The following is a 21,620-nucleotide window of genomic DNA, read 5'->3' on the forward strand; positions in this document are numbered from 1 at the left end:
GACCGGCTCTCCAGCGCCCATCTTTGTCGCGCGCCCCCGGCAAGGCGTCGCGCGCCCCAGGCAAGGCAGAACCCCGGGCGGAATTGCACCCCCGGCCAGGTCACGGATGGCGGCGCCCAGCAGGCCTGGCGGGGTCGCGCCCCGCGTCCGACAGCTCACGCGAGAACCCAGGCGTGCCCCTGGGCTTGCCGAGCATCCCTGGCGGGTCGTGCACCGCTGGTGGGGTTGAGCGCCCCAGAGCTGGGCGTGCCCGCTGACCTGACCGAGCACCCCTCGCGAGTCGCGCACCCCCGACGACAATGCGCAACCCGGCCCCGGCGGGCTCGAGCATCCGTGGCAACGGGCGACGCGCCGCGGCCCGACACCTGGGCAGTGCCGGGCCGCGGCGGGTGGGTTAGGGGGGCGCTGCGAGGGGGGCGGTCAGTCGACGACGCCGAAGAGGCGGTCGCCCGCATCGCCGAGGCCGGGGACGATGTAGCTCTTCTCGTTGAGCCTCTCGTCGATGGCAGCGGTCACGACGGTGAGGTCGACCTCGTCGTCGATCGCATCGTCCAGGTTCTTCAGGCCCTCCGGTGCGCTCAGCAGCGTCACGCAGGTGATGTCGCGGGCGCCGCGCTCGTGCAGGTAGTTCACCGACGCGATGAGGGTGTGGCCGGTGGCGAGCATCGGATCCAGCACGAAGCACTGGCGCCCCGTGAGGTCGTCGGGCAGGCGGTTGGCGTACGTGGTGACCTCGAGGGTCTCCTCGTTGCGGACCATGCCCAGGAACCCGACCTCGGCCGTCGGCAGCAGGGTGGTCAGGCCGTGGAGCATGCCCAGGCCGGCGCGGAGGATCGGCACCACCATCGGCTTCGGGTTGGTGAGCTTGGTTCCGGTCATCGGGCTCACGGGGGTGGTGATCTCGACGGGCGCCACGGCGACGTTGCGCGTGGCCTCGTACGCCAGGAGCGTCACGAGCTCGTCCGCGAGCTGGCGGAACACCGAGGAGCGGGTGGTGGCGTCGCGCAGCACGGTGAGCTTGTGGGCGACGAGGGGGTGGTCGATCTCGAGGACGCGCATGCCCCGAATCTACCGGAGCGATGCGGCGCCGCGCGGGCCCTCCGGCCGCCCTGGGAGAATGCGCACGTGACCTCCGCGCCCGACCCCCTGCGACCGGAGCCCGACCCCCTGCGACCGGAGCCCGACTCCCTGCGACCAGGGGCCGCGCCGCTCGGCGACGACGACCTGATGGCCCTCGCCCTGGCCGAGGCCCGCGCCGCAGCCGAGCCCGGCCCCGACCGCGCACGACCCGACGTCCCCATCGGCGCCGTCGTCATCGGCCCCGACGGCCGCGTGCTCGCCCGCGCCGGGAACCGGCGGGAGGCCGACGAGGACCCGACCGCCCACGCCGAGGTGCTCGCCCTGCGCGCGGCCGCTCGCGCGACGGGACGATGGAACCTGTCCGGCTGCACCCTCGCGGTCACGCTCGAGCCCTGCACGATGTGCGCCGGCGCGATCGTGCTCTCGCGCATCGAGCGCGTCGTCTACGGGGCGAGCGACCCCAAGGCGGGGGCGGCCGGGTCCCTCTACGACCTGCTGCGCGAGCCCCGGCTCAACCACCGCTGCGAGGTGACGAGCGGTGTGCGGGCCGAGGAGTGCGGGGACCTGCTGCGTGAGTTCTTCCGCGCGCGACGCGCTCGGCGTTGAGGGCCTGTCGCCGTGCGCGGAGCTCTGAGCGCTGAGGGCTCGCCCCCGCGTCTGGTGCTCGCCGCGCCCGGCACTGAGGGCCCGGTGCTGCGTGCGCCGCGCTCGGCACCGGCGCGGTGATGCGCGCAGCGAGGGATCTGTCCGCCCCAGGAACCCGTCCGGTGCTGTGATAGCCCCGTCCCGTCAGCGCCCCGCGGTGGCCTTGCCCGTGAACAGCGCGCGGTAGTGCTCGGCCATGCCGGGCAGGTAGTCGGGCTCGAAGGCGGTGGCCTCGGCGTCGCGGTCCTCGGTCGCGGCGACGAGGCGGTCCAGGTAGTACTCCCAGCCGGGGCCGACCTCCGCGGCGAATCCGGCCTCGTCCATGTCCTGCGAGAGCGTGAGGGTCGCACCGCTGATGCGCATGCGGCCTGAGCTGTCATCCGCGGATCCCTCGGAGTCGGCGTCGTCCGCCGTGATGTCGAGGGCGATCACCCAGCGGGGGCCGGTGCCCAGCACCAGGCGCTGGGGCGGGGTGCACTCGTGGATCGCGGATGTCGACATCGGTGCCCCGTCCTCGGCGGAGAGCTGCACCGCGACCTCGCCCGTCGACGGGTCGCCGCTCCAGCGCCCGAACCACTGCGCGGTGCGGTCGGGCTCGGTGGGCCATTGCCACAGCTCCGCGGGCGGCAGCGGGAAGCGACGGGTGATCGCGATGCCGCGGTCGGTGCGGGTGCCGGTGGGACGGGGCGACGACCAGGCGCTCTGTCCGGAATGTGCACTGAAACGGCAGATGCTCTGGATTATCCAGGGTTCGTGCCACAGGGATGCAGATTCTGGACGGGGGAGGCCCCCGGTGCCGACCCCCCGCGCGCAGCACCCCCGTGTGACCTCCCGCACGGCGCCGGGGCCGAAGTGGTCGCTCTGTGAACACGAACGGCTCCGCAAGGGGTCCCCTCTGATTCACTGCCTCCCGTGATCACTCTCGACGGCCTCACCAAGGTCTTCTCCGCGCCCGGCGGGGGAGACCCCGTCGTCGCGCTCGACGGCATCGATCTGGGCATCGCCCCCGGGCAGATCCACGGCATCGTGGGCCGCTCCGGCGCGGGCAAGTCGACGCTCATCCGCTGCCTGACCGGGCTCGAGAAGCCCACCTCGGGGAGCGTGAGCATCGACGGCACGGATATCGCCGCGCTCGAGGGCGCGGACCTGCGCACCGCCCGGCGCGACATCGGGATGGTGTTCCAGCACGCCAACCTGCTCGACTCGCGGACGGCGGCGCAGAACATCGCCCACCCCCTCGAGATCGCGGGCGTGCCCAAGGCCGAGCGCGAGCGCCGCGTCGCCGAGCTCGTGGACCTCGTGGGCCTGACCGGCCGCGAGCACAACCATCCGGCGCAGCTCTCGGGCGGGCAGATCCAGCGCGTGGGCATCGCTCGCGGCCTGGCCGCCGAGCCCAAGGTGCTGCTGTGCGATGAGCCCACCAGCGCGCTCGACCCCTCGACCACCCGGCAGATCCTCGAGCTGATCCGTGACCTGCGCGACCGCCTCGGGATCACGGTCGTGATCATCACCCACGAGATGTCCGTCGTCCGCGAGGTCTGCGACGCCGTGACGCTGCTCGAGCACGGGAAGGTCGTCCAGACCGGCTCGCTGCTGGACGCGGCGAGCGACCCGCACGGGGCGCTCGCCCCCGAGCTGGTGCCGCTGCCGCCCGCCCCCACGGGCATCGACGCGCTCGTGGTCAACTGCTCCTACGGCGACTCCGAGACCCTGCGCACCAGCGAGGACCTCGTCGCCCTCGCGGAGCGGCGCGGGGCCCGTGCGACGATCGTCGCCGGCACCATCGAGACCATCGGCGGCCGCCAGGTGGGCCGCGTCCAGCTCGCCCTGCGCAACGAGTCGGGCACCGCGATCAGCGCGGCGGGCCTGGCCGCGTTCCTGCAGGAGCTCGATGCGGCGGGCGTCGTCGCCACGGAGGTGACCCGATGAGCGAATGGCTCACGAACCCCGTCTTCACCACCTGGGACACGAACACCAGCCTGTGGTCGAACACGCTCATCACCCTCTACATGACCGTGGGAACGATGCTGTTCACGGCGCTCATCGGCGTGCCGCTCGGCGTGCTCCTGTACGAGACGGAGCGCTCGACGAGCCGGGCGGCGCGGTGGATCAACCGCATCGTCGGCTTCATCGTGAACATCGGGCGCTCGTTCCCGTTCATCATCCTGATCATCGCGCTGATCCCCGTGACCCGCTTCGTGGTGGGCCGCGTGACCGGGCCCGACGCGGCGATGTTCGCGCTGACGATCTCCGCGATCCCGTTCCTCGCCCGCCTCATCGAGATCAACCTGCGGGAGATCGCCGCGGGCAAGATCGAGGCGGTGCAGATGATGGGCGCGACCCGCTGGCAGGTGATCCGCCAGGTGCTGCTGCCGGAGGCGCTGCCCGGGATCATCGGCTCGCTCACGACCACGACGATCGCGGTCATCGGCTACACCGCGATGGCCGGGGCCGTCGGCGGCAAGGGCCTGGGCGACCTCGCGATCCGTCGCGGCTACCAGAGCTACGACGACGTCGTGATGATCGCGACGGTGCTCGTGCTCATCGTCATCGTGGTGCTCGTCCAGGCCGTCGGCACGGCCCTGGCGCGCGCCGTCGACCACCGTGCCCAGAGCCGATGAGCCCGCATCGTCGAGCCCGTGTCGATGAGCCCGCATCGTCGAGCCCGTGTCGATGAGCCCGTGCCGCTGAGCCCGCGCTGGCGAGCCCCCGCCGCCGGCCGATGACCCAGCCCCGTTGACCCCCCCTCCGTCTCTCACCCGCCCACACCCCTGAGGAGAACCCCATGACCGCTTTCGACCGCCGCACCCTGCTCGCCTCGGGCACCGGCCTGGCCGCGCTCGCCCTGTCCGGCTGCGGGGCCTTCGGCTCCGGATCCGAGGGCCCGACGGAGGAGGGCGGGATCACGAAGATCACCGTCGGCGCCTCCCCGAAGCCGCACGCGGAGATCCTCCAGTTCGTGCAGGACAACCTCACCAAGGACGCCGGGCTCGAGCTCACGATCGAGCAGTACACGGACTACCAGATCCCCAACCAGGCGCTCTCCGACGGCGACATCGACGCGAACTACTACCAGACCCCGAACTTCCTGGCCGAGCAGGAGAAGGAGAAGGGCTACGAGTTCCACGCCTTCGAGGGCATCCACATCGAGCCGATGGGCCTGTACTCGGAGAAGATCACCTCGCTCGATGAGCTGGCCGACGGCTCCGAGGTCGCGATCGCGAACGACCCGGCGAACACCGGTCGCGGCCTGGGCCTGCTCGCCGAGGCCGGGCTCATCACCCTCAAGGACGGCGTCGAGCCGTCGCAGGCCACGACGTCCGACGTGCAGGACAACCCCAAGAACCTGACGTTCACGGAGATCGAGGCCGCGCAGATCCCGCGCTCCCTCGGTGACTTCGCCCTCGGCGCCGTCAACGGCAACTACGCGCTCGAGGCGGGGCTGAAGCCCTCCGAGCAGGCCCTGCACCTGGAGAAGGGCGAGGGCAGCCCCTACGCCAACATGATGGTGTGCCGCGAGGCCGACAAGGACAATGCGGGCCTCGCGAAGCTCGAGGAGCTGCTGCACTCCGAGGACGTCAAGACGTTCATCACGACCACCTACACCGACGGCTCGGTCATCCCGGCGTTCTGATCGCGGGGCGGTGCCGATGGACCCCGCCCGACGCCGCTCTGTGGGCCCGGTCGCTGCGGCGGCCGGGCCCGCGGTGCGCCGCGCACCCCGCCCCGCGCCGCGCACCCTGCGCCGCGCACCCCGCCCCGCGCCGCGCACCCTGCGCCGCGCACCCACCCTGCGGCGTGCCTCGCATCACGCCCCGACCCGTCGCGCACCACATTTTCGCTAGGTTAGGCTTGCCTTATTCCCGGGCGGGTGCCCGGGACCGCGCGCACGGGCCCACCGGCACGGCGCCGCCGGCTTCCCCCGACCGAAAGGCACGTCCGTGACCTCCATCCGTCCCGCCTCCCGCCGTCAGGTGCTCGGTCTGGGCGCCCTCGGCTCGGCCTCGCTGCTGCTGGCCGCCTGCACGACCGGCTCGCAGGAGAGCCGTGAGTCCGCAGGCGCCGCCGCGAGCGACGGCGGCTCCGCCGAGGGCTTCCCCCGCACCATCGAGCACGTCTATGGCGAGACCACCCTCGAGGCGCAGCCCGAGCGCGTCGCCACCGTCTCGTGGGTCAACCACGACGTCTGCGTCGCCCTCGGCGTCGTCCCCGTCGGTATCCCCGAGACCAGCTACGGCGGCAACGCGAACAAGTCCACCGACTGGTTCGACGCCGCGCTCGAGGACCTCGGCGGCGAGAAGCCGACGATGTACGCCGAGACCGACGGCCCCAACTTCACCGAGATCGCCGCGCTCCAGCCCGACGTGATCCTCGCCGTCTACTCCGGCATCACGCAGGAGCAGTACGACCAGCTCGCCAAGATCGCCCCCACCATCGCCTACCCGAAGGACGCCGTCGCCTACGGCACCTCCTGGCAGGACTCCACGACGATCATCGGCCAGGCCCTCGGCCTCGAGGACGTCGCCGCCGGCGTCATCGAGGACGTGGACGCGACGCTGGCCGACTTCGCCGCCGAGCACCCCGAGCTCAAGGACACCACGTTCCTGTACGGCACGATCGACCCCGCCTCGGACCCGCAGATCTCCCTGTACACCGACGTCGACAACCGGCCCCGCCTGCTCGAGCAGCTGGGCATGAAGCAGGCCCCGGTCGTCACCGAGAACCAGACCGACGATCAGGCCTTCTTCATCACCTGGAGCCCCGAGCAGGCCGATCAGCTCGAGGCCGACGTGCTCGTGACCTGGGCCGAGTCCGAGGACCTGGCGGCGGCGCTGAAGTCCGACCCGCTGCTGTCGAAGATCCCCGCGGTCGCCGCCGACGCGCTCGTGCTGCAGACCGATGCCCAGCAGGTCCTCTCCGTCTCCGCCGCCTCGGCGCTGTCGCTGCCGTGGGCCGTCGACAACACCCTCCCGGCCATCGCCGAGACCGCGAAGAAGGCCACGGGCCAGTGAGACCGGCGAACGGGGGGCGGCGCGCGCTCGCCGCCGCCCTGCCGTTCGCGGTCCTCGTCGTCGTAAGCATCGCGGCCGTCGCCCTCGGCGTCCGCTCCGTCCCGCCCGGCGAGGCCGTGGACGCGCTGCTCACCTGGATCGGCGGGACCGAACCGGCCGACATCGCCGGTGCCGCCGTCGTCTCCCGCGTGCCCCGCACCGTGACGGGCATCGTCGTCGGCGCGGCGCTGGCCGTCTCCGGCCTTGCGATCCAGGGCGCCACCCGCAACCCGCTGGGCGACCCCGGGATCCTCGGGCTCGGCGCCGGCGCGCACCTGGCCGTCGTGATCGGCCTGGTCCTCGGGATCACCGGGAACCTCGGGGTGCTCATCGCTCTGGCCGCCCTCGGGACTCTCGCCGCCGCCGTGCTCGTCTACACGGTCGCCGCGGCCGCCTCCCGCCTGGGCGGGGCCGGGGGAGGAGCGCCCGGCCCGCTGTCCCTCACCCTCGCCGGTGCCGCCGTCGCCGCCGGGGCCGGATCGCTGACCTCCGCCGCCCTGCTCGTCGACCAGCAGGCGCGCGAGCAGTTCCGCTTCTGGGCCGTCGGCACGCTCGCCCGCGCCGACCTGCCCGACGCCCTCGCCCTCGGCGCCGTCGTCCTGATCGGGATCCTCGCCGTGCTCGCCGCCGCCCCGGGCCTGGATGCTGTGGCCCTGGGCGACGACATGGCCCACGGCCTCGGCGCCCGGCCCGAGCGCCTGCGCGCCGTCCTGCTCGGGGCCACCGTGCTCCTGAGCGCCGCCGCGACCGCGCTCGCCGGGCCCATCGGCTTCGTCGGACTCATGGTCCCGCACGCGCTGCGCCGCCTCGGCCCCGGCTCGACGCGCGCCCTGGTGATCGGCTGCGCCGGCTGGGGCGCGGTGCTCGTGGTCCTCGCCGACATCGTCGGGCGCCTCGTGATCGCGCCCCAGGGCGTGCCGATCGGCGTGGCCACGGTGCTGCTGGGCGTGCCCGTCCTGCTCGTGCTGCTGCAGCGGGGGCGGGTGATGGCGCCGTGACCGCTCAGCGCACCGCGCGCCGGCCCCGTGTGCCCGATGGGCCGGCGGCGCAGGGCACCCGGGGCGGTGCCTCCCCGGCGCCTGCGGCCCGCACCGCCGACGCCCTGGCCGTCATCGCCGACCTCCGTCGCCGCACCCGGCGCCGCCTACTCGCCGTCACCGGTGTCCTGGCCCTGCTGCTCGTCGGAGCGATGGCCGTCCGAGTCCTGCTGGGCGACTACACCGTGACCATCGCCGACTTCGTGCGGATCCTCCGCGGCACCGTCATCCCCGGCGCCAGCTACATCGTCCTGGAGGTCAAGCTGCCGCGCGCGCTCGCCGGGGCGCTGGCCGGATTCGCGCTCGGCGCCTCCGGGGCCCTGTTCCGCCGCACCCTGCGCAACCCGCTCGCCAGCCCCGACATCCTGGGCGTGACCTCGGGCGCCGCCGCCGCGGCCGTCCTGGTGCTCACGCTGCTGGGCTGGCGCGGCGCCCCCATGGCGATCGCCGCGCTCGCCGGGGCGCTCGGCGCGTCCGCGCTGATCCTCGGCTTCGCCCGCGTGGGCCGCGGCGGCGGGGGAGCGGCCGGGGCCATCGGCGGCCAGCGCGTGATCGTCGCGGGCATCGCGATCGGAGCGCTCGGTCAGGCGATCGTCTCCGGCGCGCTCACCCTGCTGTCCACCTTCGACCTGCAGACGGCGATGATCTGGACCGCCGGGTCCCTGAACGGCGTCACCTGGACCCGCATCGCCTGGCTGGCCCTGGCTCTCGTCGTGCTCGTGCCCGTGGCCGTCTGGCTGCATCGGGCGCTGGCCCCGGCGGACCTGGGCGAGGACCTCGCCCACGGCCTCGGCGCCCCCGCCGGCCGCGCCGGTCTGGGCGCGCTCGTCGCAGGGGCCCTGCTCGCCGCGGCCGCGACCGCCGCCGTCGGTCCCCTCGCCTTCGTGGCCCTGCTGTCCACGCCGATTGCCCGGGCCCTGGCCGGCGGCCGGGCGAGCGTCGGCATCGCGGGCCTGGTCGGCGCCGTGGTCGTGGTCCTCGCGGACTTCGTCGGCGGCGAGCTGATCGGCGACGTCCCCCTGCCCGCGGGCGTCCTCACCGGCGCCGTGGGCGCGCCCCTCATGCTGTGGCTGCTCATCAGCGCGGCCAGGAAGGGATGAGTCCCATGACCGCTCCCCGCACCGCCTCCGACGCCGCTGGTCCCGCCGCCGATGCGGTCGCCAGCGATGCGATCGCCCGTGATGCGGCCGTCGTGCCCGCTCCCGCGATGCGCCTGCGCGGCGTGCGCCTCGGCTACGGCGAGACCGAGGTGGTCCACGGCGTCGACCTCGACGTGCCGCGCCACGCCACCACCGTGATCATCGGCGCCAACGGCTGCGGCAAGTCGACCCTGCTGCGCGGCCTCACCCGCCAGCTGCCCCTGCGCGGCGGCAGCATCGAGGTGCAGGGCCAGGACGTGGGTGCGCTGTCCGCCAAGGCGTACGCGCGCACGGTAGCGCTGCTGCCGCAGTCCCCGCTCGTGCCGGACGGCATGACCGTCGAGCAGCTTGTGGACCGCGGTCGCCACCCGCACCGCTCGTGGCTGGGGACGCGGACCCGCGAGGACGACGCCGTGATCGCCTCGGCCCTGACCCGCATGGACCTCGTGGACCTCGCCGACCGGCAGGTGTCCCAGCTCTCCGGCGGCCAGCGCCAGCGCGTGTGGCTGGCGCTCGTCCTGGCGCAGCAGACGCCCGTGATCCTGCTGGATGAGCCCACCAGCTACCTCGACATGAGCCACCAGGTGGAGCTGCTCGAGCTGGTGAAGGGCCTGCCGGATCCGACGGCGCCGGGGGAGGGGAGCGCAGGCGGGGAAGCGGCCGCCGCGTCCGACAGTGCCTCCGCGTCCGACGGGGCTGCGCATCCGACCGGCCCGCACCGCGCGACCACGGTGGCGGTGCTCCACGAGCTGAACATGGCCGCCCGCGTGGCCGACCACGTGGTGGCGATGGCCGCCGGCCGCATCGTCGCCACGGGAACGCCCGCCGAGGTGCTCGTGCCCGACGTCCTGGCCGAGGTGTTCGACCTCGCCGCCGACGTCATCACCGACCCCCTGCTGGGCCACCCCGTGGTGCTCCCGCGCACAGCCGCGGAGGCCGCGCGGGGCAGAGGGGCGGCGTGAGCTGGGGCGGCCGACCCCGTCTCAGCCGTCGAGCGTCACGATGCGACTCGTGAAGTCCCGATTCTGAGTCGCAGCGTGGCGCTCGGGGCGGGGCCCGGGTCTTCTCTCAGATCCGCGCGGTCGCTCGCCAAGATCCCGCGGGCGCCGAGCTCGCTGGGGGTGGGCCTGTACTTGGTGCCGGCGCTGGAGGACACGCGCCTCGGCCTCTTCACGGTCACGCTCCAGCGCCTGGCCCCTGAGCGCGGTCCAGGAGCGAGCTCGAAGCGGGATGGGTGCCGCCGATCTCCAGGAGTTTTTTCGCCCAGCGCCTGATCTCGCGCCTGGCAGCGGCCTCCTCCTTCGGCGCGGGCCGGGCACATCGGATCTCCGATCGGTCACGGAACGAGGGGCGACGGCGCCTGGAGATGCCGATGCCCTCGTGCCGCGATCGAGGCCCTGCCGTGTGACCGGGCCTGCTCGGATCGTTGCGTCGCGGGGTCATGGGGGCTTCGTCGCCGGGCCCCTGTGGGGTCGCCGCGGGGTGGCGCACGAAGAGATTTTCCGGTGTCATAAGGGTGGGAGACGGGTGCCAATAGAGGTGGAGATCCTGTAGGCTTGTCCGACACCCTTCGGAAGGAGGAGCGCATGGCACGCACGCAGTCTGCGGCTGACGCAGGTATCCGACCGGTCCAGAACGCGGCCTATCGGCAGTCGATCTCCCTCGGAGTTCGCGAGGTCACTCGACGACTGAACGCGGCGCTCGGGGGAACGCTGGTCTCGGCTCTTGCGGGAGCTTCGGATACGAAGTCCTCGTACAGGTGGGCGAAGACCACGGGCTCGGAGCCGCGTCCGGAGGCCGCCAAGCGGCTCTACTTCGCTTACGAGCAGTGGCAGAGAGTCGCCGAGGCCGAAGGCGAGCACGTCGCTCGGGTCTGGTTCATCGGCGCCAACCCCTGGCTGAGGTACGACACCCCGGTCAACGCGATACGCGAGGGGCGCCTCGACGAGGTCGCGACGGCCGCTCAGGCCCTGGTCGACGACTCCTTCGGCGGCTGACCTCTGGTGTCGACGTCGAGCGCTCAGCGCATCTGCTCACGGACCGGACTCGCTCTCGTGGCGGGCCCGGACACTGCGGTGCGGGTCGCTCGTGAGTCGTACGGCCCGCTCAACCCGGTCGTCCGGACAGCGGAGGAAGGGGTGGAGGCTTGGAGTCGGTACGACACTCCTGGGCAGACGATCTATGCGTGCGCGGACCCGGTGACGGCGTACATGGAGCTGCTGGCCCCGTATCGCACCGATGTCAACAGGGAGCGCCGCGCACTCCAGCCAATCGCTGATGCCATGAGGATGGACCTCGACGCGCTGTGGGACCAGATCGTCGCCGAGTGGGACGAAGCCGGCACCATGAAGGCCAGCTGGCGGCCGCGCGCCTTCCGTGACGGCAGGAAGCTCTACACACTCCGGTTTCCCGACGGCTGGTGGATCGACATCACGGCGACCGACACGATCGCCGCCCTCGCAGATCTCCATGCCCGCCCGTGGCCCACGACCGAGGGCCCATCGGATACCCCTCTGACGCTTGCGCACCTCACCGGTGACGACAGGACCCTGACGACCGCGATCGCGGGAGTGCTGCGTGAGCGGGTGACCCTTGACGACGGCAGCTTGCCGATGGGGATCCAGTTCCTGTCCAAGCATGGCCATCCGCGGGGTGGGAGTGGAGTCTGCTGGGCCTACTGGATGCGCTACGCCGACAACGGCCTCCCGGAGCCGGTAGAGGTCTCGGTCCGGTCGGTGATCGGTGAGGACGACCCGGACCTGCGGGCCGCTCAGAGCTACTGCAAGTTCAAGAGCCGGTGACCTCGCAGCGGGGCGGCGATGGGATCGGCCGACGCGGTTGCGTCCTCGGGTCGATGGTCATCGGATCTGCCGTGGCGTCAGGGACCGGACTGTGAGGCCGTCGGTGCCGGGAATGGAGTGCCAGGAGTTGGGGCTGAGGTCGACGGCCTGGGGGCCACCGGAGGCGGGCTTGCCGGAGGAGTAGTCCTCGACCCGGGAGTGCTTCGTGGCTTCGGCGCTGACGGTCTTCTTCGGGGTGACGTGGCGCGTCTGCTTTGAGTGCGACGGACACCGTCTTGGGGGCGCTGGCGCAGCCGCCTCCCCCGGACTCGCCGCCGTCACCGTCACGGTTCCGTCGCTGCCGCCGTTGCCGCGGACGTCGATGTCCCCGTCGGACTATCCGGAGGCCGGCGTGAGGGTGAGAGCAGTGACGGTGAGAGTGCGGCAACGGATCATCGGGCCTCCTCGGGGAGGTGGTGGGGGTCGGGCCGTTCAGTGTCTCGGTAGTGCCGGACCAGACGGGTGTGGGAGGGGCAGCGCTCAGGGTCCCAGTCGTCGCCGGGCCTCGTCGAGCGCCACGCTGCGTGTCAGATCATCCGCGATCTGGGTCGCAGCGTGGCGCTCGGGGAGGGGGGCAGATGATGCGAGACAGTGGGCGAGCCGCCACCGTCAGATCCTTGTAGACGCGCGTCAGATCTGCGCGGTCTCCCGTCAGATCCGCGCGGTCGCGCCGATCTGGTCGAGCAGCCAGGCCAGCTCGTCGGCCCGCTGCTCCCACTTCGCATAGCGCCCGCTGCGGCCGCCGTGCCCGGCCACCACCTCGCAGCGGAAGACGATGGGCCGTCGCTCCTGGTCGCTCGTGATGGTCTCGCGCAGGCGCGCGACCCACTTGGCGGGCTCGACGAAGAACACGCGCGTGTCGTTCAGCGACGTCGAGGCGAAGATCGCCGGGTACTCGGCGGCCCGCACGTTCTCGTACGGCGAGTAGCTCTTCATATACGCGTACACCTCGGGATCGTGCAGGGGGTCGCCCCACTCCTCCCACTCGCCGACGGTCAGCGGCAGCGAGGGGTCGAGGATCGTCGTGAGGGCGTCGACGAAGGGGACGCCCGCGAGGATCGCTCGGAAGCGCTCGGGGGCGAGGTTCGCGACCGCGCCCATCAGCAGGCCGCCCGCGCTGCGGCCCTCCGCGGCCAGACGGTCCGGTGCCACCCAGCCCTGCTCGACGAGGGCCCCGGCGGCGTCCACGAAGTCGGTGAACGTGTTCTTCTTGGCCAGCAGCTTCCCCTGCTGGTACCAGGGGCGGCCCATCTCGCCGCCGCCGCGCACGTGCGCGATCGCGACCACGACGCCGCGGTCCAGCAGCGACAGGCGCGTGGGCACGAACGACGGGTCGACCGACACCTCGTAGGAGCCGTAGCCGTACAGGTAGCCGGGGTTCGCGCCGTCGGCGGAGATCTCGCGGCGCATCGCGACCGACAGCGGGATGCGCGTGCCGTCGCCCGCCGTGGCCCACAGGCGTTTCTCGACGTACAGCTCGGGGTCGTAGCCGGGGACGGGCGTGCGCTTGAGGACGCGGGTGGCATGCGTCGCGAGGTCGGCCTCGGCGACGGTCGACGGGGTGAGCAGGCTGGTCAGCTCGTAGCGCAGGGCGGGGGAGTCCCAGTCGTGGTTCGCGCCCAGCCACACCGAGTCGAGCTCGCCGCCGTGGTCGATGCCCCACGCGCCCGCGACGTCCCACAGCGCGCTCGGATCGGCGTCGTCGCTCGAGCCGGTGACGCCCCCCGCATCGTCTGCGGAGCCATCGGCCACAGCCGAGGCGGTGACTGCATCGTCGGCATCGGCCCCAGGGGCTGCATCGTCGGCTGCTGCGCTCGGCACAGGGACCTCGACCGCGCCGGCGCGCGGGATCACCCGCACCGCCGCGAGGCCGCCGGAGCGCAGCTCGAGGGCGGCGGCGGAGGCGAAGGCCTCGACGCCCTCGAAGCGCTCGCCCTCGGCGGCCGCCAGGATCGTCGTCCACGCCGACGGGTCCGCGAGCGGCGCCGTCGCGAGCGCGAAGCCCTCGTGGCCGTCGTTGTGGACCACCAGCAGGTGGTCGCCCGCGTGCTCGACCGCGTACTCGACGCCCGCGCGGCGGCCGCCGGCGGGCCGCAGGGTCGACGTCGGATCCGCGAGGTCCAGCAGCCAGCACTCCGTCGTCGTGGTGGACCCCGCCTGGATCACGAGCGTCGAGCGGTCGCGGGAGACCTCGAAGCCGATCGTGAAGCGCTCGTCGTCCTCGGCGATCACGAGCTGATCGTCCGCGGCCTCCCCGCCGATGCGGTGGCGCCAGATCTGGTGCTGGCGCCAGGCGTCGTCCATGCGCGCGTAGAACAGCCACTGCCGATCCGAGGAGAAGGCGAGGCCGTAGCCTGCGCCCTGCACGGCAGTATCCAGGACCTCGCCCGTGGCCAGGTCCTTCACGGTGACCGCGAAGCGCTCGTCGCCCGCGACGTCCACCGCGTAGGCCAGCAGGTCCTGGTCGTCGGACAGGGCGAGGCCGCCGAGCGAGAAGAACTCGTGGCCCTCGGAGAGCGCCTGCGCATCCAGCAGCACCTGCTCGCCCGCGAGCATCTCGCCGGGGCGGACGTCGGGCGCCTCGGTGGCGCCGTCCTCGGCGGGGACGCGGGTGAAGGCGGGGTGGTCGTGGCCCTCGGTGGTGCGGACGATGTGCCACCACGCTCCGCGGCGCGTGGGGACCGACAGATCCGTCTCCTGGGTGTGGCCGACGAACTCCGCGACCAGGTCCGTGCGCAGGGACGCCAGGTGCGCGGTGCGGGCGTCGGCGTACGCGTTCTCGGCCTCGAGGTGCGCGATGACCTCCGGGTCCTCCTTGTCGCGCAGCCACTCGTAGGGGTCCGTCACCGTGTCCCCGTGGAAGATGCGCTCGGTCGGGCGCTGCGCGGGGATCGGCGGTACCACGGTGGTCTCCGCCTCGGACACGGTGGTCGCCGCCCCGGGCGCGGGGGTCTCTGCCCCGGGCGCGGTGGCGTTGCTGGCGGGGTCGGGCTGCGTCGTCTCGTTCACGCGCCCGAGCCTAACCGCGGGGCCCGACGGACGAGCGGTCGAGGGGCGCGCTCCTGCATCTGATCGCGTCGTCCGCGGCGGGAACGTGCCATGGTGCTGGTGCTGGTGCTGGTGCTGGTGCTGGTGCTGGTGCTGGTGCTGGTGCTGGTGAGGGGAGAGGGACGGGAGAGGCGCCGGAGTGCCATCGCGCCCGCAGCCGTCCGCACCGAGCACGCGCCCGCAGCTGCCCGCGCCGAGCACGCGCCCGCAGCCGTCCGCACCGAGCACGCGCCCGCAGCTGCCCGCATCGCGCGCGGCGGTGTCCGCCATCGAGCGTCATGTGGGCGACCGCTCGCGGTATCATGCCCGAACGTGGTCGGTTCTATATCGGAACGGTCATAGTCGACCAGATCGGCCGCTGTCGACCAGATGGGCTGAAGTCCAGCGTATCGACCACGGTCGACCGGTTTGGCCAGGGCCTGTCTCGGTCCGGCCGCACGCATCATCCCGCACGGCGGGCGCCGCGGCTCACGCCACGGCTCCCGTCACCATCCCTCACCCCGGCCCGCGCTTCGTGAACGGGCCGTCCCTCTCCCCTCGGAGTCCCCATGAAGTTCCTCCAGCGGCTCGGCCGCTCCCTTATGCTCCCGGTCGCGGTGCTGCCGGTCGCCGCGATCTTCTCCGGCGTCGGCTACTGGATCACCACGGCCACGGGCAACCCCAACAACGTCGTCGGCGCCTTCCTCGGCGCGGCGGGCGGCGCCCTGCTGAACAACATGCCGCTGCTGTTCGCCCTCGGCGTCGCCATCGGCATGGCCAAGAAGTCCGACGGCACGTCCGCGCTCTCGGGCCTCGCGTCCTGGCTCGTCGTCACCACGCTGCTATCGCCCGAGACGATGGCGCTCCTGCGCGGCATCGAGGAGGAGGCCGTCCCGGCCGCCTTCGGCAAGGTCGAGAACGTCTTCGTCGGCATCATCTGCGGCCTCATCGGGGCCTGGTCCTACGACAATTTCAAGGACACCAAGCTGCCCGACGCCCTCGCGTTCTTCTCCGGCAAGCGCTCGGTCGCGATCGTCTCGGCGGCGATCTCCGTGGTCGCCGCGCTGATTTTGATGTTCGTCTGGCCCATCGTGTTCGCGGGCCTGGTCGCCTTCGGCGAGCTGATGCTCGGCATGGGCCCGATCGGCACCGGCCTGTTCGGCTTCTTCAACCGCCTGCTGATCCCGCTCGGCCTCCACCACGCCCTGAACTCGGTGTTCTGGTTCGACGTCGCCGGCATCAACGACCTGCCCAACTACCTCAGCGGCGAGGGCACCAAGGGGACCACCGGCCAGTACATGACCGGCTTCTTCCCGATCATGATGTTCGGCCTCCCGGGCGCGGCGCTCGCGATGTACACGACCGCCAAGACCAACCAGCGCAAGCTCGCCGCCGCGCTGCTGCTGTCGGGCGCGATCTCCTCGATCCTCGTGGGCGTCACCGAGCCCCTCGAGTTCGCCTTCATGTTCCTGGCCCCGGTGCTGTACGTCGTCCACGCCCTGTTCACGGGCATCTCGATGGCCGTCATGCAGCTGCTGCCGATCCGTGCGGGCTTCGGCTTCTCCGCCGGCTTCATCGACCTGCTGCTGGGGTCCCAGAGCCCGATGGCGGAGAACCCGTGGATGGTCGTGCCCATCGGCCTGTTCTGGTTCGTCGTCTACTTCCTCGTGTTCCGCTGGATGATCCTGCGCTTCGATCTCAAGACCCCGGGGCGCGACGACGCCTGGGAGGGCGGCGAGGGAGGCGCCGAGGGCTCCGAGATCCGCAAGGACTTCCTCGCCACCGCCGCCGCGTTCATCCCCGCCCTCGGCGGCCAGCGCAACATCCTCGAGATCGAGAACTGCGCGACCCGCCTGCGCATGGAGCTCGAGGACCCCTCCGCCGTCGACGAGGCGGCTCTCAAGCGCGCCGGAGCCGCCGGCGTCATGAAGCCCGGCGGGAAGTCCGTCCAGGTGATCTACGGCCTCAACGTCCAGTTCGTGAAGGACGCGATGGAGGCGATCATGTCCGGCGAGGCCGAGGCCCCTGCCGACGCCGCGGTCGCCGAGCCGGCACGCAGCGCTGCCGTCGTGGGCGGCGCCGCAGGCTCGTCGAGTGCCGACGCGTCCTCGCCGTCGGGGTCGACCGGGCGGGTGCTGCGCCTGCGCCGCCCCCTCGAGGGCCGCGTGGTCCCGCTGTCCGAGGTCCCCGACCCCACCTTCTCCGGTGAGGTCATGGGCCCGGGCGCGGCCGTCGATCCCGAGGGCGACGAGGTGGATGTGGTGGCCCCGGCCGCCGGCCGCGTCAGCCACATCTTCGACACGGGCCATGCCGTCGCGCTGACCCTCGAGTCCGGCGCGGACGTGCTGATCCACGTCGGCCTCGACACCGTCGAGATGAAGGGCCACGGCTTCCGTTCCCTCGTCGCGGTCGGCGACGAGGTGCTGGAGGGCCAGCCCCTGCTGCGCGTCGACCTCGCGGCCGTCCGTGCGGCGGGCCACCCGACCATCACCCCCGTGGTGGTGCTCAACGACCCCTCGGCGCGCATCGAGATGTGAGCGCGGGGCCGCGCCGGTGACGGTGCGGACCGATGACGATGCCCGTCCGGCAGCCGCCGGGCGGGCATCGTCGTGCCTCGGCATCGTCGTATCCGGGCATCCGGGCATCCGGGCATCCGGGCATCCGTCGCGCCCGGGCGATGCGCACCGGTGACCTGTGTCGCAGGTGCGGCAACCCGTTTGGCCTGCGGGGGAACGATCGGTAAACTCATCGGCGGTAGCGTGTCCGAGCGGCCGAAGGTGCAACACTCGAAATGTTGTGTACGGTAACCCCGTACCGCGGGTTCAAATCCCGCCGCTACCGCTCCTGACCTGGGGTTTCACCCGGGTCGACGAAGCCCCCGTCGGATCGCGACGGGGGCTTCGTCATGCATGGCCGACCGCGGGCGGATGCTGCCGGCCGCTGGGGATGCTGCCGGCCACGGGGGAAGCTGCGAGAACTGGTAGTCATGCGTGCAGACGGGCTCTCCAGGGACCTCGGTTGCACGCATGACTACCGGTTCTGGTCCGTGCGGCGGCTGCGGCGCACCGTCCGGCGGCCCCGCACGCAGCGGGGTCGGCATGCTCTGTCGAGAGATGGCGGTATAGCGGGGGCTGCGACGATATCGTCGCAGCCCCCGCTATACCGCCAATGCTCGACCGCTCTCGCGCAGGGCCCCGCATCTGGTCAGCCCTCCCGCCCCGTACGCTGGCCCCATGACGGCCACCGACGCGCGCCAGACCTACCTGCTCATCGACGGCGAGAACATCGACGCCACCCTCGGCATGTCGATCCTCGGTCGGCGCCCCCACCCGGAGGAGCGTCCCCGCTGGAACAAGCTGCTGAGCTTCATCGAGCGCGAATGGCGCCAGGGCGTGCGCGGGCTGTTCTTCCTCGCCGTCGACGGGGATCTGCCGGCATCGTTCGTGCAGGCGCTCGTGGCGATGGGGTATCAGCCGATCATGCTGCGGGGGGACGGCAAGGTGGTCGACATCGCGATCCAGCGCACGGCCGACGCCCTGCTCGAGCGCGAGGACGATGTGGTGCTCGTCAGCCACGACCGCGACTTCGCGCCCCAGCTGCAGCGCCTCGCCGAGACGCCGGAGCGCCGCACCGCGATCATGGGCTTCTCGGAGTTCCTGTCCTCGGAGCTGCGGCGGATCTCGCGCGTCGAGTTCTTCGATCTCGAGTACGACGTGCACGCCTTCACCGCCGAGCTGCCGCGCCTGAAGGTCATCGACATCGCGGACTTCGACCCGCTCGACTACCTCTGAGGCGCGTCGGGACCGGGAGCTGCGGCTCGCGGCGACCCCGGCGTCGACACCGCGAGCACCGAACGGACCCAGCCTCGTGAGGGCCCGTCTCCGGCATGTCGACGAGAGCGGGGCGGCGTGCCTGGGCCCATCGCCGGACGCGGGCATGCGGGTTCCGAGGCCATGATCGGGATCGCAGCTCCTCGTGCGTCGCGCCCATCGGAGCCTGAAACGTCACCGGTCTCCCGCGGCGGTGTGACGCCCGTCGCGAATCCGCGGTCGGCCCCATCTAGTCTGTGATCGTTCGCAGTCCGCTGACCTGGGGCGTCGATATGCCGAGTGCCGGGACCTCCGATCCCGCAGGCCGACCGTCCCGGATGGGTCCGAAGGACCCGCCCGTACGATGGCCCCACCGGTCTTCGCCCCGGAGACCGACCCGACCATGAGCCGCGGCCCCGCGAGCCGCCCGCACCAGGCGACGTCCCGGAAGGATGGACACAGATGTCCGAGTACTCAGGAGTGGCAGTCAGCCCCGGTCGCGTGATCGGCCGCGTGCGCACGATGGCCCCGCCGGTGGCGGCACCCTCGGCGGACGAGAAGATCCCCGCGGACGCCGATCCCGCCGTCGAGTCCGCGCGCATCAAGGAGGCGGCCGCCGCCGTCCAGGCGTCCCTGGCCCAGCGGGCCGAGCGCGCCGAGGGCAACGCGAAGGCGGTCCTCGAGGCGACGGCGCAGATGGCCGCTGACCCGACCCTGGTGCAGACCGCCGAGGGCCTCATCTCCTCGACCCGCGTGACGCCCGAGCGCGCCGTGTGGGACGCCGGCGACCAGGTCGCCGCGATGCTCGAGAGCCTCGGCGGCTACATGGCCGAGCGCGCCGCCGACGTCAAGGACGTGCGCGCGCGCATCGTCGCGGAGCTCCGCGGCGAGCAGGCCCCTGGCATCCCCGACGCCGCCGAGCCCTTCGTGCTGCTGGCGATCGACCTGGCCCCGGCCGACACCGCGACGCTGGACCCCGACAAGGTCATCGCGCTCGTCACCTCCGACGGCGGCCCCCAGTCGCACACCGCGATCCTCGCCCGCCAGCTGGGCCTGCCCGCGATCGTCGCGGCCAAGGGCATCGACGCCATCGCCGACGGCACGGAGGTGTTCGTCGACGGTGCCCGCGGCGTCATCTCCGACGAGGTGGGCGACCGCGAGCGCGAGCTCTCCGAGGCGTGGGCGCGGCTCCAGGAGAACCCGCTGACCTACGAGGGCGGCGGCGCAGTGCTCGCCGACGGCACCCGCATGGCGATGCTCGCCAACATCGGCAGCGCCAAGGACGCCGAGAAGGCCGCGGCCGCGAACGCCGACGGCGTGGGCCTGTTCCGCACCGAGTTCCTGTTCCTCGACCGCGAGGAGGAGCCGACGGTCGAGGAGCAGACGGCGGCCTACGCGGCCGCGTTCGCGCACTTCAGCGGTAAGAAGGTCGTGGTCCGCACGATCGACGCCGGGGCCGACAAGCCCCTGCCGTTCCTCACCGACGCCGACGAGCCCAACCCGGCGCTGGGCGTGCGCGCCTACCGCACCTCCTGGGCCAAGCGCTCGGTGCTGACCAATCAGCTCGACGCGATCGCCGCGGCCGCGCAGGCCTCGGACGCGAAGGTGTGGGTCATGGCCCCGATGATCTCGACCGTCGAGGACGTCGAGGACTTCATCGGCATGTGCCGCGAGCGCTCCATCGCGCCCGCCGGGATCATGGTCGAGACCCCGGCCGCGGCCGTGACCGCCGACCGCATGCTCGCGGCCTGCGACTTCGCGTCGATCGGCACGAACGACCTGACCCAGTACACGATGGCGGCCGACCGCATGCTCGGCTCCCTCGCGCACCTGAACAACCCGTGGCAGCCGGCCGTGCTGTCGCTCGTGGGCGCCACCTGCACCGGCGCGCGCGCCGCGGGCGGCGACCCCGAGGCCTTCGGCGACACCGCGAACAAGCCGGTGGGCGTGTGCGGCGAGGCCGCGGGCGACCCGGCGCTCGCCGTGGTGCTCGTGGGCCTGGGCGTGAACTCGCTGTCGATGACGCCGCGCTCCCTGCCGGCCGTCGCGAAGGTCCTCTCGAGCGTCTCGCTGGAGGACGCGAAGCGTCTCGCGCAGGCCGCCGTCTCGGCCCGCACCGCAGACGAGGCCAAGGACGCGGTCCGCGCGGGTCTGCCGATCCTGGAGGAGCTGGGCCTCTGAGCCCGGGCTCAGCAGCCTGACGATCCGAGGCCCCGTTCCGCGCACCATCGTGCGGGGCGGGGCCTCGTCCTGCGGCGGCCGTACGGGCCGGGGTGTCGTCGTGCGGAGGCTGTGCGGGCCGGTGCCTCGTTGTGCGGACCCGTGCCTCGTCGTGTCGCGGCTGTATGTGTCAGGGCGGGGCCTCCGTCGTGTCGTGGCTGCGCGGACCGGTGCCTCGCGGCGCTCCCAGGAGCCCTGCGGTGAACCCGCCGCGACCGGTGACGCGCACCAGCCGGGGTTGTGTCCGATCCCGTGTCCAAGACGGCGGCGATGTACACGGAAACGGACACAACCGGACCCCAAGACCAGACGCCAAGACCGCACGCCAAGACCTGACGCCAAGACCGCACGCCAAGACCTGACGCCAAGACCGCACGCCAAGACCGCACGCCACAACCGGACGCCGTGCGGCACGACGAGGGCCCCTGCCGCCGGGTGGCGTGCAGGGGCCCTCGTGGTGCCTCCGGCGACGAGCCGGGGCCGGTGCTACGGGTGACGCTCAGGCGTCGGCGTCGAGGTCCTTCTCGAGGAGCGCGGCGAGAGCGGCGACCGACTCCTCGGCCCCCTCGCCCTCGGCGCGCAGGGTGACCTCTTCGCCGTGACCGGCGCCGAGGGTCATCAGCATGAGGATGCTGGACGCCTGGACCGGGTTGCCGCCGACCTTCTCGATCGTGACCTGTGCGGGCTGCTCGCCGGCGGCCTTGGAGAAGATCGCGGCCGGACGGGCATGGAGCCCGGACGAGCTGGCGATCTTGACGGTGCGCTCTGCCAT

At 72.5% G+C, this 21,620-nt stretch carries 18 protein-coding genes and 1 tRNA gene; 15 read left to right on the forward strand and 4 right to left on the reverse strand.

Features of this window, described 5'->3' with window-relative positions:
• Positions 1-420 precede the first annotated feature (420 nt).
• On the reverse strand, positions 421-1,059 hold the full coding sequence (upp, locus tag FM110_RS00255) for a uracil phosphoribosyltransferase (protein WP_087101543.1): 639 nt from the start codon (positions 1,057-1,059) through the stop codon (positions 421-423).
• Positions 1,060-1,227: 168 nt separating this feature from the next.
• Between upp and tadA the strand changes: the two genes are divergently transcribed.
• Positions 1,228-1,686: a tRNA adenosine(34) deaminase TadA gene (gene tadA / locus FM110_RS00260; RefSeq protein ID WP_087101585.1), complete on the forward strand. Its 459-nt coding sequence runs from the start codon at positions 1,228-1,230 to the stop codon at positions 1,684-1,686.
• A gap of 183 nt (positions 1,687-1,869) precedes the next feature.
• On the opposite strand, the gene FM110_RS00265 is transcribed toward tadA, so the two are convergent.
• The gene (locus FM110_RS00265) at positions 1,870-2,562 is read right to left on the reverse strand and encodes an SRPBCC domain-containing protein (protein ID WP_159457933.1); all 693 of its coding nucleotides are present in this window, start codon (positions 2,560-2,562) and stop codon (positions 1,870-1,872) included.
• A 75-nt stretch (positions 2,563-2,637) separates the two neighbouring features.
• On the opposite strand from FM110_RS00265, the gene FM110_RS00270 reads away from it, so the two are divergent.
• From FM110_RS00270 to FM110_RS00310, 9 genes are all read left to right on the forward strand, one after another.
• Positions 2,638-3,654, forward strand: a complete 1,017-nt coding sequence (locus FM110_RS00270) for a methionine ABC transporter ATP-binding protein (protein ID WP_087101547.1) — start codon at positions 2,638-2,640, stop codon at positions 3,652-3,654.
• Positions 3,651-4,346: a methionine ABC transporter permease gene (locus FM110_RS00275; protein WP_087101549.1), complete on the forward strand. Its 696-nt coding sequence runs from the start codon at positions 3,651-3,653 to the stop codon at positions 4,344-4,346. The genes FM110_RS00270 and FM110_RS00275 overlap by 4 nt, the downstream gene beginning before the upstream one ends.
• Before the next feature lie 164 nt (positions 4,347-4,510).
• On the forward strand, positions 4,511-5,359 hold the full coding sequence (locus FM110_RS00280) for a MetQ/NlpA family ABC transporter substrate-binding protein (protein ID WP_087101551.1): 849 nt from the start codon (positions 4,511-4,513) through the stop codon (positions 5,357-5,359).
• 307 nt (positions 5,360-5,666) lie between these two features.
• Positions 5,667-6,737, forward strand: a complete 1,071-nt coding sequence (locus FM110_RS00285) for an iron-siderophore ABC transporter substrate-binding protein (RefSeq protein WP_327230174.1) — start codon at positions 5,667-5,669, stop codon at positions 6,735-6,737.
• Positions 6,734-7,774 (forward strand): FecCD family ABC transporter permease, encoded by a 1,041-nt coding sequence (locus FM110_RS00290; protein ID WP_087101552.1) that lies wholly within the window; start codon positions 6,734-6,736, stop codon positions 7,772-7,774. Before FM110_RS00285 ends, FM110_RS00290 begins: the two co-directional genes overlap by 4 nt.
• Positions 7,771-8,913 carry a FecCD family ABC transporter permease gene (locus tag FM110_RS00295; RefSeq protein WP_234991794.1) on the forward strand — a complete coding sequence of 381 codons (1,143 nt, stop codon included), beginning with the start codon at positions 7,771-7,773 and terminating at the stop codon, positions 8,911-8,913. The genes FM110_RS00290 and FM110_RS00295 overlap by 4 nt, the downstream gene beginning before the upstream one ends.
• 5 nt (positions 8,914-8,918) lie before the next feature.
• Positions 8,919-9,914, forward strand: a complete 996-nt coding sequence (locus tag FM110_RS00300) for an ABC transporter ATP-binding protein (RefSeq protein WP_234991795.1) — start codon at positions 8,919-8,921, stop codon at positions 9,912-9,914.
• 624 nt (positions 9,915-10,538) lie between these two features.
• On the forward strand, positions 10,539-10,949 hold the full coding sequence (locus tag FM110_RS00305) for a hypothetical protein (RefSeq protein WP_087101556.1): 411 nt from the start codon (positions 10,539-10,541) through the stop codon (positions 10,947-10,949).
• Between the two features lie 57 nt (positions 10,950-11,006).
• The gene (locus FM110_RS00310) at positions 11,007-11,753 is read left to right on the forward strand and encodes a hypothetical protein (RefSeq protein WP_143276187.1); all 747 of its coding nucleotides are present in this window, start codon (positions 11,007-11,009) and stop codon (positions 11,751-11,753) included.
• A gap of 690 nt (positions 11,754-12,443) precedes the next feature.
• Here the strand turns inward: FM110_RS00310 and FM110_RS00315 are convergent.
• Entirely contained in the window at positions 12,444-14,717 is a 2,274-nt protein-coding gene (locus tag FM110_RS00315; RefSeq protein WP_407641018.1) for a S9 family peptidase, read from the reverse strand.
• Between the two features lie 174 nt (positions 14,718-14,891).
• Between FM110_RS00315 and FM110_RS14355 the strand changes: the two genes are divergently transcribed.
• From FM110_RS14355 to ptsP, 5 genes are all read left to right on the forward strand, one after another.
• Positions 14,892-15,182 (forward strand): hypothetical protein, encoded by a 291-nt coding sequence (locus FM110_RS14355; protein ID WP_234991796.1) that lies wholly within the window; start codon positions 14,892-14,894, stop codon positions 15,180-15,182.
• A gap of 206 nt (positions 15,183-15,388) precedes the next feature.
• Entirely contained in the window at positions 15,389-17,356 is a 1,968-nt protein-coding gene (gene nagE, locus FM110_RS00325) for an N-acetylglucosamine-specific PTS transporter subunit IIBC (RefSeq protein WP_087101561.1), read from the forward strand.
• A 216-nt stretch (positions 17,357-17,572) separates the two neighbouring features.
• Positions 17,573-17,660: transfer RNA gene (locus tag FM110_RS00330), tRNA-Ser, on the forward strand.
• Between the two features lie 392 nt (positions 17,661-18,052).
• Positions 18,053-18,610: an NYN domain-containing protein gene (locus tag FM110_RS00335; RefSeq protein WP_087101563.1), complete on the forward strand. Its 558-nt coding sequence runs from the start codon at positions 18,053-18,055 to the stop codon at positions 18,608-18,610.
• 480 nt (positions 18,611-19,090) lie between these two features.
• Positions 19,091-20,809: a phosphoenolpyruvate--protein phosphotransferase gene (gene ptsP, locus FM110_RS00340; RefSeq protein WP_087101565.1), complete on the forward strand. Its 1,719-nt coding sequence runs from the start codon at positions 19,091-19,093 to the stop codon at positions 20,807-20,809.
• Between the two features lie 538 nt (positions 20,810-21,347).
• On the opposite strand, the gene FM110_RS00345 is transcribed toward ptsP, so the two are convergent.
• Positions 21,348-21,620 (reverse strand): HPr family phosphocarrier protein, encoded by a 273-nt coding sequence (locus FM110_RS00345; RefSeq protein ID WP_087101567.1) that lies wholly within the window; start codon positions 21,618-21,620, stop codon positions 21,348-21,350.

Source organism: Brachybacterium nesterenkovii (assembly GCF_900163655.1).
Taxonomy (GTDB): Bacteria; Actinomycetota; Actinomycetes; order Actinomycetales; family Dermabacteraceae; genus Brachybacterium; species Brachybacterium nesterenkovii.